Raw genomic sequence first — 13186 nt, forward strand, 5'->3', positions numbered from 1 at the left:
CCCCTTGGAGCAGCCTTGTGCTGCGAAGAGGCCGGTGCCAGCACAATCAATCTTCGTTGCTGCCACTGGCGTCTTCGCAGCACAAGGCTGCTCCTACAGGTCCGTGCTGACCGACGGGATAACCGCCTTAAATATGCGGCGGCTCATAGGCATTCAGCTGCTCCACAAACCGCCAATGGCTCTTCTTGTCAAACCCCATCCAGCGCTTCAGGCGGATGTCCCAGCGCATGTGATGGTTGGCAATCCACGGCAGGGCAAACAGGTGCGCCCCGCGCCAAGGGATGAACGGGTTGCGCCGCAAGCTGGCGTAAATTTCTACCCGGTGGCTGGCCTGGTGGCTGGCGCAACGGGCGTGGAAGCCGGATGTATCGGCCACCACCAGGGTATTGGCGGGCACCGCAAAGCGGCGCGGCTGCGGCAGGCCGAGGGCTGCGAGGTCGGGGGTGTCGATACGGAACGAGCCCTCGCGGTGCATCTGTTCGGTCGAGCGGGCAGCGCCCAGGCTTTGCTGATACTCCCAGGCCAGGCGCTCGGGCGTCAGGCGGTGCGACCCCGGCACATAGCTGAACGGCCCCTGGTCGTCGGCCACGTCATCCAAGAATAACCACGCCTTGGCGGTGGGGTGGAAGGTGTCTGCGTGCAGGCGGGTTTGCGGGTCTTGGTCGGCATTTGCAGCATCGATGATGATCGACTGCAGCTGATAGGTAATGCCGCCCGTATTGGACGATGCATAGGCAATCAGGTCCCGTACCCCACGGTCCGCCACAAACGCCGCACTGGCCGGGTTGCTGGCCAGCACATCCTGATCAAGGCTGACCCGGCGGGTAACCGCACGCCCTTGGCGCATCTCCCAACCCGTGCTGCGCAAGGCACCCAACTCTGCGCGCAACGCCGCGAACTGGTCAGCGGGCAGGGCGTTTTCGCGGATGAAAAACCCGTTTTCCTCAAAATGCGCACGCTCGCCGGCATCCAGGCGCGATGCCAGGGCCTGGCGACGGTAGCTGGCCATGGCCATCGCCAATTGGCGTCGCTGCACATGCAGGCCAAGGGCGTTGAGCCGCGCACTGCCGAGCACCGGGTTGTTCTCGAACGATTTCGCGTGGGTGGCCAGTTGCATGCAATGCCAGGGGAGCGCCGCATAGCGGCCGATGTCCTTGATCGATACGGGCATGTTCTAGTCCTTTGATGGGGCCAGTGGCCGGCCGCAGCCGAGCATGGTCCGGGAGTAATTGAGCAGCGGCGCCACGCGCCGGTGTTCGGCCAACCGCGCAGGGCGCGGCATCGACAGGCAAGCGAGGGCGTGCCAGGCATCACAGGGCAAGTCTTGCTGAACGTCGGCATAGCTCGCATAGCGCATCAAGGCGCCGGCTACCAACTGGTCCAGGGTCAGGCGCCGGGTGCGGCGCGGCAGCGGCTGGTGGTCGTGGGTCAACCCCCAGCCGGCGTAGAACGGTGTGCCGTAAGTCACCACCGGCACGCCGCGCAGCAGCGCTTCGAAGCCAGCGGTGGAGCTCAAGGTGTGCAGCGCATCGACCTGGCCGTAGAGGCTGGCGATATCGACACCGCCCAACACCTGGTCAGCCAGGCCCGCCAGTAGTGCCGGGGCAACTTGACCTTGGCGCTTGCCGGCCTCGACGTCCGGGTGGGGTTTGTAGATGATCCAGGCGTCCGGCAACTGCGCGCGCACCCGTTGCAGCAGGCGCAGATTGCAGCCTGCGCCGCCGCCGCTGCACAGCGCCGAAGCGTCATCTTCGACCTGGCCGACCACCAGCACCCGTGTTTGGCCCGGCTGGCCCAGCAACGGCGGAATCGGCCCGCTGCGCAGGTTGAACTTGCTGGTGCCGCTGGCGACGATCTGCGCCCTTAACTGCGCGGCTTCGGCCAGGCTGGCGTCATCGAAGTCGGTATTGAGCAGCAGCCACTCCAGGTCACTGTCCGACGCGGCGTCATAGTGAATACCGCCACGGTCCAGCACCAACGACAGGGCCGGGCTGTTACTCACCCCCAACCCCGTGGACCGCATGAAGCCGTCCTCGACCCGCCAGATCGGCACCCCCTGCTGGCGCGCGCGTTCAGCCAGGCTGGCGGGCTCCCGCGCGGCCCACACCAGCAGCCGGCCGTTTTCTGCCGCCACCTGCTGCACCAGTTGCGGGCTATCCACGGTAAAGCGCAGCTGGCCCCAGCGGCTGGCAAAGAAGCGGCGAATGTTGTGCTGCTTGTGGCGCTTGACCCCCAGCACTGTGGTAGGCCCGGCAAATTCAGTGTCGCGTGCCTTTTTGCGCGCCAGCTGGCGAGCGACGGTCAGCGCATCGGTCAGCTGGCCGGTGAGTGGGTCGACATAGCGGCAATAACGGATGTACGCCGCCGCCACCAGTTGCTCCAGGCTCGGCCGCGCCTGGCGGCGGGGGATGGGCATGCGGTCGTCGGTCAGGCCCCAGCCAGCGTAAAACGGCAGCCCGAAGCAGGTCACCGCCACGCCCTGAATCAACGCCTCGAGCCCAGCCTGGCTGGTGCCCACATACACCCGCTGAGCCCGCTTGGCCAACGACGCCCACGCCACTGGTCGTGCCTCCAGCGGCACGCCCCGGGCTTGCGCGGCGGCCAGCAGGCAGCTGGGTTTCTGCCCGCCCAGGCAGTCCGGGTGAATACGCACCCGCACATCGGCATCAGGGTGCTCGGCCAAGGCGACATCGAGCATGCGCACGTAGTCCGCTTCGCACAAACCGCCACCGGGGATCGAATAGTCGCCCGCCGTCTGGTCGACCACCAGCACCAACGGCCGCTCACGGCCCAGCGGGTCGTCTGCGGGCAGGTCCTGGGCATTGTTGTACTTGCCGATGCCCGTGCTGCGCATCAGCGAGATCAGCGCGTGCGCGCACTCCAGCTCATGCTCGGTCAGCGCTTCGGGCTGTTGCAGGATGTTCTCGAGCAGCGAAGGCCGGTCTGCCAGGTAGTGAATACCTATCGGGTCGACCACCATCGACATCGGCGTGTCGCCTTCGATGCCCAGCGACGAAGACCGTAAAAAACCATCCTCCAGCGCGATATAAGGCAGCCCCCAGCGCTGGCACAACACGCGCGCCTGCGCAGAAGACTGTTTGTAGCCGATGCCGGCAATCGCCTTGAGCCCCTTCGGCGCCTTGCTACCCCGGCGCCAGAGCCAGAAGGGCGGGCCCTCGGGCCCAAGAAACTGCGGCAGGTGCAACACCTTCCAGGCAACCCACTGGGACATGATGCCGACCCAACCCGGGCCGTCCACCAGTGCTTGCAAGGTCACCGCTGCCGGCGCTTCAATACGGTTCATGGCACCCCCCGCCACATGCCACGCACCGGCGGGAACGGCACCCAACGCTTGCGGCGCAGGGCAAAGCCATTGTGCAGGTACAGCCGTTTGGCCCGTGGGTTGTTCAGCGGCACTTCCAGTTCGACCTGGGTAAAGCCCAGCTTGGCCGCATGCGTACAGCACGCCTGCACCAACGCCGCCCCCATGCCTTGCTGGCGAGCTGCTTTGCTCACGCGCAGCCCATACAACAAGAACGGGTAACGCCACTCGCGCAGCTCGCTCAGGCAAAACCCGGCAAAGCGCACCCAGCCACTGATTAGCCCGAACTCGCGAATGAACGGCCGCCAGTGCAACGCAAATGGCCCACGCCCGTCATGCTTCAAGGCGGCAAAACCCAGCGCCTGCTCGCCTTCGAAGGCCAGCAGCACGCGGTCCCAGTGAATGGCCCCGCCCAGCAGGCGATAGCGGCAAGCAGGGTTACCGATCAGAAACGCCAGCGAACCGCGCCCCTGGGTCAGCAACTGAGCCAAGGCAGGGTCTGCGGCACGCTCCGGCGCCAGGTCCGATCCCAGAACGATGCGCACCACGTTTTCAGGCTACCCCAGCCACGGCACTGTGCGCCGCTTGGCCCTGTGCGGGCGCCTGGGCGTGTGCCAGCAGTGCGCTGGACAGCTTGTGCACAGCGATGGGGCACGCTTGGCTGCCAGGCTGGCGCCGGTTGGACCAGATCAGGTAGTCAGTGTCGCCGGCCGGCGCGCCGACCGCCTGGTAAACCTCGGGCAGGATCGGTACATGGTCACCAAAGAAGCACAGCAGCGCCTCGTTGGGCTGGCTCAGTAACGTTTCGCGCAGCATGCCAAGCATGCGATCGGCATTGCCGATATGCCGCAGGTAAGGCGCCAGGTCTTGCATGCCCGGTTGCAGCGGGCGGTCGAACCAGGCCGGCAGCTCGTGCTCGGCCACGCTTTCCAGGTGCAGCGGCCCGTGGTTTTCCATGGTGACCGCGTGGATGAACAACGGCTGAGTACGCCCAGGCGCCTCCAGCAGTTCACGAATTTTCTGCGCCACCGCACAGTCGCCAATGAACGGCCCAGCCTTTTGCGAAGGGTTGAACGCGCGCACATCGATGAACTCATCGAAGCCCAACGCCGGCAGCACTTTATTGCGGCCGTAGAACCCCCCGTCATACGGGTGAATGCACACCGTGCGGTAGCCCAGCGCCTTCAGCCGCGAAGCGATGCTCGGCAAGCCCCGGCGCGCCAGTACGCGATAAGGGTTGAAACGGTGCACGCCAAGCCGCTCGGACGGGATGCCCGTGAGGTAGGCGAATTCGGTACGCACCGTGTTGGCCCCCCACGCCGCCACCTGCAGCTTGCCGCGCGCGAGCGCCTGGCTGGCCAGCACGTCATACTCGCCCAGCACCTCAGCCCGCACGCCAGGCCACAAGCCACGCACATCAAAGAACGACTCGCTCTGCACCGACACCAAGTCCGCCAGCCCATTCCCCGTGGGAGCGAGTTTACCCGCGAATGCGCCAGCCGCCCTGACACTACCCTCACAGTCAACCGGCGACCCCACTCCACCCCCATTCCCTGTGGGAGCGGGTTTACCCGCGAATGCGCCAGCCGCCCTGACACTACCCTCACAGTCAACCGGCGACCCCACCCCACCCCCATTCCCTGTGGGAGCGGGTTTACCCGCGAATGCGCCAGCCGCCCTAACACTGACCTCACAAGCAACCGGCGACCCCACCCCACCCCCATTCCCTGTGGGAGCGGGTTTACCCGCGAATGCACCAGCCGCCCTGACACTATCCTCACAAGCAAACGGCGACCCCAACCCAGCCTGATCAACCGGCGCCCGCGCTGCCCAAAAATACCGCCACAAACTAGCCGCCAACCCCCAGCCCCGCACATCGCGCTCAGCATCAAAGCTCGGCACCACCCGACGATGCCCCAACCGCAGCAACCCCAGGCCAATCACCACCGGCAGCAACGCCTCAACCCGCGCCCCCGGCACCTCGAAGCGCAACCCCGCCCACAGGTAAACCAGAAACCCGACCGCCAGCACTGCCGCTTTACCAAACCCAAAGAACGGCAAATACAACCGCGGAAACTTCACCGCATCGCTGAAGTACTCGAAATCCGCACACACAAACGGTTCGCGCAGCGAGTGGTACTTCGAGTTGCTCACCAGCACGATCAGCACCCACAGCAACAGCAGGTTCACGCCACTGAACAGCGGCCGCGCGGTCAGCGCATACAGCAACCCAAACCCCACGCACCACAACCCCACATGCAGCATCCAGCAGTCGGCCGGGCGGCGCAGGGCAGGGCGGGGTATCAACAAGCGTTCGACCAGCACGGTCAGCATCAGGCCGATCAACGCAACCGGCAGCAGAGAAACATCAATCACTGTACTTCAGCCCACGCAGGATCATCGAAGAAAGCCACTGCGGGATCAGCCCCAGCAGCCAGGTGCCCAGGTTGAGCGGGAACGGAAAACTGATACGCGCCTGGTTAGCAGCCAGCCCACGCTTGATGCGCTTGGCTGCTTTTTCGGCGGTCCACAAAAACGGCTTGGGCCCCGGCATTTCGAAGCACATCTTCGATTCCACGTAGCCCGGCACGATCACATTCACCTTCACCCCTTCCGGCGCCAGCCAATCGCGGATCGCTTCGCCATACACCCGAATCGCCGCCTTGCTGGCACTGTAGGTAGGCGTCACCGGCAGCCCACGCCAGCCCGCCAGCGAGCTGAACAGCGCAATCTGCCCATGGCCTCGGCTGCGCATGGCTGGCAGCGCTGCTTCCACAGTGGCCAGCGCCGCCATCACATTCACCTCCAGCAACGCCCGGCTGTCGTCCCAGCACTCGGCCTCGCCATTGGCGCCCACTGCCGTGTTGAGCCCGGCACCGACCAGCACCAAGTCCGGCTGATGCGCCTCGCTGACCCGCCGCACCATCGCCCGCAGGCCATCCAGGTCGCGCACGTCGATGGCTTCCAGCAGTACCTCGGCGCCCAAGGCGCGGCACTGCTCGGCCATCTCATCCAGGCGGTCCAGACGCCGGCCTTGCAGAATCAGCGTCACGCCCGGCGCGGCATAGGCAGGCGCCAGCGCGCCGCCGATGCCGCCGGTGGCGCCGGTGATGAGGATGCAGCGGGGTGAAGCGGTGTGGTTCATAGGTATTTTTCGATTCTTGAAGTTTTCGCCATCAGCACTTCGAGGCAATTGGTGACCGCCATGTCGATGCCGCAGCCGGTGTAGAAACCGCCGTTGACCTGGGTGGTGTGGATGACTGTGTTGCGAAAACGATGAAAGAGCTTGATGTCTGGCATGTCCGGGGATTGCCAGAAATCGGCCAGCGCGCCTTGGTGGGTCAGGCCGGGCATGGCGTAGATTGGGTCGGCCAGCGTGATGGTTGGGCGGCCGTGGAGGATGGCTGATGCGCCGGCGGTGCTGTTGACCGTGATCATGCCATTGATGTGCGAGAGCAGGGTTGGCATGTGCCCGCTTTCCATGAACTCGACCCGGTCGGCTACGTCGTATTCACGCGCCAGCGCCTCGGTGACGCGCCGATAGTTAACCAGCCCAGGCGTCAACGGGTGGTTCTTGACCAACAGGCGGGCATTGAACGGAGCGTTCAGCGAGAACGAGTCGATCACGTGCTCGATGACCTGGGTCATGTTCTCAAACGGCGAGTGATCGCGGATCTGCGCGTCGCTGTCCAGTTGCAGTGGTAGCAGGTAGGTGGGCTGGCGCTCAGAGGCGACGTCGGCGACTAGGGCGTCGTCGCGGCTGCGGGCGCGGAGGAGGCGTAGGCCTTGGCGGATGAAACCAGCGTATTCCACTGCGGCGTTGAAGGGCGCATGGGTGCGGTATTTCGGGTAGAACAGGGCGTTGAGCGCGCCGCCTGCATGATAAATCACATCATGTGCTGCGCGTGCCGTGAAGGACAGTTTGAATGACTTGCCGTTTTGGTAGCGCGGGATGTATTTGCCCACTTCGCGGTACCACTCCGGGTCCCGCGGCAAGCGTGAATTATTGTTAACACCATCACGTTCCAGGGTGATCCAGTAAGGGCGGAAGTAGCCTTCCTCGAACACGTGCACGCGGATACCTTGCAGGCGAGCAAGCTTTATCGCCACTTGGTGCACTGGACGGCAGTCGCCAAAAAGTACCAGGTCGGTAATGTCTAAATCCCGAAAAACCTGAGAGTAGTAGCCCTCCAGCTCTCCCGTTTGCAGCCCGCAGCGGCGGCGCGAACCCGAGCTGTAAAGTACATCACCGACGTTGAAACTTATGCTGTGTACGCGCTGGTCAATCGCTCTAAGCCCTTGGGCTAGTCGACTGAAGAAGGGCGAGCTGACACTTTGCAAAAACAAAAAATTGTTACGCGGAATCCCTAATAGCGGACGACGCGTCGGTTCGACGATCAGTTGGCCGGGCGCTTCCTGCCCAGCAAACTGCTCAACCGTCGTTTCAAATCCTGCCATTTAGAAGTTGCTCCGGGCTGCGGTAATGCATGCCAATGTTGTAATTCGTAGAGAGTCTGTTCGGCTGTGGTAAAACGATTGGTTACCAGGCTCACATACGTGGGATAAAGCAACAGCGTGGCCGCTACCAATTCATCCAAGGTCACGGGACGACAGCGTCGGCGCCGAACTTGGTCATCCAATTCATGATCAACAGTCAACCCCCAGCCCGCGTAAAAAGGCTGGCCGTAAGTGGTAACCGGTACCCCGCGCAGCAGTGCTTCAAAGCCTGATTGCGAAGTAAGAACATGAACTTCGTCCACCACTGCAAGCAATTGTTGCAAGGGGGTGTCGCCGATCACCTCGTCGCACCAGTGAACCGTCTGAGCTTCATCGCTGCCGCTCGAGCGGGTACCTGCGAGTACCTCTGGGTGAGGTTTGTAAAGCACCCACGCCTGAGGGTTTTTCTCGCGTACGGCGCGCAGTAATTGCAAATTGGTGAAAATGCTGGTGCCGCCGAAGCGGATAGAGGCATCACCTTCGACCTGTCCAGTAACGAGAATGACTGTTTGTGCGTCTGGTGGCCGTTGCCAGGGCTTTCCGGGAAGGTTGTATTTGGTAAGCCCCGCGTTGCAGATTGACTCGCGTAGCGCTTGCGCGCGGGTTAGCAGTGCGGCCTCGAAATTACCGCTAGCTAACATGTGTTCAAGGCGTGATGGCCGTGTGGCGTCGTAATAAATCCCCACATCATCGACTATCCACGAAAGCGGGCGTGCCTTGCCAGCGCCCAAGCCGACAGACCGTAAAAAGCCGTCCTCCACGCGATGGACTGGATAGGGATGATTCAATAACTCTGCATCATGTTTGCATCCCCAAGCCACCACTGGCATTGAGGGGGATGCGCGCTTTTTAGGTTTGACGAACCGAATTGCACTGCCGCTGAAAAAGAGCGCTGCTAATGGTTCTTTCCAGCGACTGAACCCGCATACCTGCACGGAAGCTGGCAGCAAGCTGCGGTGGCGGCGTTGCAGCCCCAACCATTCGATCAAGGACTCTGGCGTGCACGGAATGCCCCGTTCCGGGCAGACGTAGCGCGGATAGCGCACCAGGCTGGCATGAATCAACTGGGTAAGGCACACCGGAGTGCGTCGCGCTGGTGCCGGCAGGCGATCTTCAGTCAAGCCCCACCCTGCATAAAATGGCATACCCCAAGTGTGGACCTTTACATCCCATAACAAAGCATCAAACCCCAACTGGGATGTCATCACGTAAACCGCACGCATCTTGGGCAAAAGCTCGGCTGGATGTGTGTGTTGGGTCAGGATCTTCACACGCGGCAGCTTTGCTACCATAGCCAAGTCGAAATGTCCCATCTTGCGCCGAGCCAGTACGTCAGGATGTATTTTGAGAAGAACAGTGCTGTCGGGGTAACGGGCCAGAGCCGCACGGAGCATCGCCGCGAAATCACCAGCTGTTGCGCCTTGCAACGAAGCATCGCCCAAAGTCTGGTCTGCCACCAGCACACAGTTCTCTGGTAGAGCAGGCTGCTCAATGCGCGCATCGTTGTACTTGGAGATGCGCTGATCCTGCCACAGCGCTTTCAGCGCCGTAGCACGTTGATGCTGGTCTGCTGTCAGCGGTTCTGTAATCAACTGCTCCAATCGCGAGGGCTGGCTGGCATCGTAATAAATCCCTACGTCATCGACGATTAAGGACAGCGGTGGTTCCTCTGCACCTAGCCCCACAGAGCGGACAAAACCGTCTTCTAGGGTTAGCACTGGCTTACCTGCCTTGTACGCCTCGGCCATGGCCAGATGAGCGCTCGGTTTACGTCCCCATGCCATCACCCAGTCGGTCGCTTGAACGTCACCCACAGCTCCGTTCTGCAGCTCGAAATCGGGCAGTAGAGAAGGTAAGGTGGTGATCTGCTGAGCCCCTTTGGACAGGATCAGCAAGCGTTGGCGAGGCAAAGCATCATCCATAAACGTGTAGCGGCGTTCCGGTGCCGGGACAGCTAAGGTCAGAAGGCCTTATGAATCCAGTGGGCGATTTTAAGCGGCGAATCTTAATACAGATTCAGGTTTTTGGGATGGCCTCCCAGAAAAAATACGACAGAAATCTCCAAGATTTCACCATTTTTCGGAGGGTGATATCATAGTGATATCTAATTAAAGCAGGGTGAGTAAGTGTTCACATTTTTCTAGGAGCAATGGCAAGGTTCCTAAGGTGCGGTGTTCACAGATGTTTTCAGGGCGCAGCGTGTGATACAGAGCTGTCAACAGGAACACGTAGCGCAAATTACGAAGGGCCTCTTCGTGTGAGTACTGGGTTGGCAGACCTGCGAGGTACCCCTCTATGAATTGAGCCTCTGCCGAGAGGAATACCGCTAGGTCTTTCCTCCTGAAGAGGCTGCCCAGGTACGCCCCACCATCAAAACCTATGCGTCCAACCTTAACCTCGCTCCAATCGATCAGGTGCAAGTGGCCTCGGTTTACGAACAGGTTCTTACGTAGGTAATCCATATGACTAATGCACCGCTGGCTGCTTCGTGCTTGCTTAGCTAAGCGTTTGGTCAGGGGTACGAAAGCTTTGAGCCTATCAGCGATTCCTAAGAACATCCGGTCTTCATGTGCCAGTCCCGCGAAACTGTCTAAATAGCGAGCGAAGTTAAAGCGCGGGCGCAGCAAAAACCAAGGCTGAAAGAAGTCCATGCTCCAAAGCAATGGCTTTTCCCGCCCTGGCCGGGAGCGTAGATATTGATGGCTGAGGTGCTCCTGCTCTGCAATGCAATGGCCCAAATATCTGGCAATCGCCTGCATTCGCGGGGGCTTACCGCGCACATACGTCGTGAAAATAATGCTTTCCCAAGGCGTTTCTATTACGCCAAGACAGGGCGGGTGACGGAAGCGCTTCGATTCAGAAAGCATACCCTGTGCCCGGTAAAAACGCGCCTCTTGGCTACTTAAGAATCCAATTTTGCGAATCGATTTTTCGACGAGATCTACCTGCTGGCCAGTCGTTGGGTCAATTAAGCGGTGGTGTCGGACATAGTTGACGAAGGAGGCATTGAAAGGCAGTTCGCGGCTCCGGATGATCAGGGGTTGATCACGCCACCCGGGGGTCAAGGCACGTAAGTGGTCCTCGAGCGCGGCGCGCCGCCAGCGAAATAAGATTTTTTGCTCTGCGGTGGAAGTCATAACATTTTGGTAGGCAGCGCCTTGGATTCATTCGGGTAGCTATTTGGGGGCGTAATGCTGCGCCATCCCCGAAGGTCCTACAACCAAAAATTTTGATCACAGCGCTATTGGGGCGGAAGGGGCTGCGCGCCTGCGTCTCTCGCTTTTAGATTCAAACAGGTAAATGGCGAGTATCCACACGGTTTAGCAGGGCTGCCTGGGTGACAGGATGGATAAGCCCCCATTCCCTAGCGTTCAAAGGCTACTCCTTTAATAAAACGAAAATCCCGGAGCATGCATTGGGCGCACCAAGATAGCTATCACTCTCGTGCGCAAGGCAGTGTGTAGGGGGGGGGCGACAGGCGGTCAGCACGGTGTCTCATTGCTGTAACGATCTCGGTGGATAGTCGGACCTATCTGTTCAGGGAGATGCACGTATGTGGATTCAAATGGCAGTTTTGATTTCCGGCCTATCAATTTCTTTAGCCGTTTTAGTGGTCACACTCGCCACTGCGAAGAGAATTCACCAGTGCGAGGATTATCATTCCTAAGCTAGAGTGGCTGACAAGCGTAGTGCCTTTGGATCTAGGTGGTCGCGTAGGCCTGGGCGTATGAGCAGTCAACCTGACTGATCTGTCGGGAATCGTGACCTCCCTGTCTTTGTAGGCGGGCGATTACAGCACTCGTAGTCATCTTCGTATTCACCTTCATGGTCTGTGGCTCAGCCCCACAATTGCACCCTGAGCTCAACGCAAAGGTAAATGCCCTGACGGTGCCGTGATGTCATTGTAGTATCACCATTCAATAATCTGCTGCGGGGCTACCCATCTCTTAATTCGATCTGAGATTGGATGATGCTTGGCGTCTGAAGCCTCACACCATGCACCATGGCGGGGGGCGTCTGTCTGCGTGCGTACATGACTGCCTTGACTGAGCTAGTCTGGTCAGATTAACCTTAGCGGATATGAAGAATGGAAGCAGCGTGCATGCCTTTTCCCCGCGAAAGGTAGGGCATTTCATTGAAATTGATTTCGCTGCCCCGGTTGATCCGCTGGGCGCCCAATGCAGTGCATCATCTTGAATCTCACCTCATTCCCACATTCCCTGCGTACGGTGCTACTTCCGATAGCACGCTGTGCAGCTCCGTTTTACGTCGATAGTCCGTGGAGGCTGACTGATACTGCCCGTTATAGTCTGCGTTCTCTCCAGCGGCCCCCTCAGACGTTCGAGGATGTGTCTTGTGGCGTCCAATTATCGTGGTGCGCGTGTCCTTTTGCTGAATTCGACATTTTGACGGAACCCAGAGATTGGACGCGGAGTCCTAATCGGCCTTCAAGATGTTCGTCGGGCGTGGACATGGATGATGAAGAGTTTTTTTTATTCCATGACGTGCCAAAGTTTCGTTATTTCAAAGCGTACAGGTCTTCGGTAGGAATATTTGATGCTGAGGACAATAAGCTGTCCGACCAGCTGCCTGACCACTAAAAATAGAATTAGGGAACTAAAATGAAAGTAGGAATAATTGGGTCGGAAGCAACGCGTGGAATATTTATTTTTAATGCGTACGATGTTTCTTTTTATAAGACGGAAATTATTAGTTATCAAACCACTACTGTGAGTAATGTTGCGGGGCCAGTCAAGAATGCTGTTGATTTCAGTGCCTATTCTACCTGGGACAGAATGATTGTTGAGAATAACCTCAATAAGGTGTGGCCGCAGAGGCTGCAAGGTTTCGCTCCGGAAGTAGTGGTTGTAGATTTTGTTTCTGATGTTATGTATACCAGCGTGCAGCACGATGGAAGTATCGTTACTAGAAATCCGATAATGCTCAAGCATTTAAAAGATGATCTTGTGGATCGGACACGGATATTTTCCGACGAAGACGACTTTGTGAGTGGCTGGTCGGTTGCATGTAAACGTCTGGTTGATACTGTTAGAGAAATATGTCCCAAAGCTTTGGTTGTTCTGCATAGTGCGCCATTGATGAATTCCTATATAGATAAAGAAGGTATTCCTAGGAAGGTTCGGCGGGATGACTATGATGCAAAAAGCACTCTCTTAAAGCGGATTAATTCCGAAGGTGAGTGTATGTTTGATGCTGTAATTAAAAGTGATCCGTTCAAGTTTCATGGTCACGAGCTTCATCCTTGGGGGGTGGGTCTTGCAAAATATGAAAATAAATACAATACACACATGCTAGGATTGTTTGCTAACAAGGTCTTGGAAGCGAAGTTCGAGAGGAGTGAATGAC

General features: G+C 59.3%; 9 protein-coding genes. 1 reads left to right on the forward strand and 8 read right to left on the reverse strand.

Translation table 11 applies throughout. The annotated features are described in order from the left end of the window. Positions 1-127 precede the first annotated feature (127 nt). From GIB19_RS26880 to GIB19_RS26915, 8 genes are all read right to left on the reverse strand, one after another. Positions 128-1171 (reverse strand): phytanoyl-CoA dioxygenase family protein, encoded by a 1044-nt coding sequence (locus GIB19_RS26880; RefSeq protein ID WP_186682331.1) that lies wholly within the window; start codon positions 1169-1171, stop codon positions 128-130. Between the two features lie 3 nt (positions 1172-1174). Then, on the reverse strand, positions 1175-3304 hold the full coding sequence (locus tag GIB19_RS26885; RefSeq protein ID WP_274888685.1) for a capsular polysaccharide biosynthesis protein: 2130 nt from the start codon (positions 3302-3304) through the stop codon (positions 1175-1177). Continuing rightward, positions 3301-3870, reverse strand: a complete 570-nt coding sequence (locus GIB19_RS26890) for a GNAT family N-acetyltransferase (RefSeq protein WP_085273750.1) — start codon at positions 3868-3870, stop codon at positions 3301-3303. The genes GIB19_RS26885 and GIB19_RS26890 overlap by 4 nt, the downstream gene beginning before the upstream one ends. A 4-nt stretch (positions 3871-3874) precedes the next feature. Further along, positions 3875-5683, reverse strand: a complete 1809-nt coding sequence (locus GIB19_RS26895; RefSeq protein ID WP_274888708.1) for an LTA synthase family protein — start codon at positions 5681-5683, stop codon at positions 3875-3877. A 7-nt stretch (positions 5684-5690) separates the two neighbouring features. Then, positions 5691-6467, reverse strand: a complete 777-nt coding sequence (locus tag GIB19_RS26900; RefSeq protein WP_027595982.1) for an SDR family NAD(P)-dependent oxidoreductase — start codon at positions 6465-6467, stop codon at positions 5691-5693. Beyond that, positions 6464-7780, reverse strand: a complete 1317-nt coding sequence (locus GIB19_RS26905) for a capsule biosynthesis protein (RefSeq protein WP_027595983.1) — start codon at positions 7778-7780, stop codon at positions 6464-6466. The genes GIB19_RS26900 and GIB19_RS26905 overlap by 4 nt, the downstream gene beginning before the upstream one ends. Beyond that, positions 7720-9741, reverse strand: a complete 2022-nt coding sequence (locus tag GIB19_RS26910; RefSeq protein WP_274888690.1) for a capsular polysaccharide biosynthesis protein — start codon at positions 9739-9741, stop codon at positions 7720-7722. The genes GIB19_RS26905 and GIB19_RS26910 overlap by 61 nt, the downstream gene beginning before the upstream one ends. Before the next feature lie 186 nt (positions 9742-9927). After that, a complete protein-coding gene (locus tag GIB19_RS26915; RefSeq protein ID WP_274888692.1) occupies positions 9928-10956 on the reverse strand; it encodes a phosphotransferase family protein in 1029 nt (342 codons plus the stop codon). A 1485-nt stretch (positions 10957-12441) separates the two neighbouring features. On the opposite strand from GIB19_RS26915, the gene GIB19_RS26920 reads away from it, so the two are divergent. Further along, positions 12442-13185 (forward strand): DUF6270 domain-containing protein, encoded by a 744-nt coding sequence (locus GIB19_RS26920; RefSeq protein WP_252827039.1) that lies wholly within the window; start codon positions 12442-12444, stop codon positions 13183-13185. The last annotated feature ends 1 nt before the right edge of the window (position 13186 follow it).

The sequence above is a fragment of the Pseudomonas sp. ITEM 17296 genome, from assembly GCF_028895205.1.
Lineage (GTDB): Bacteria > Pseudomonadota > Gammaproteobacteria > Pseudomonadales > Pseudomonadaceae > Aquipseudomonas > Aquipseudomonas kermanshahensis.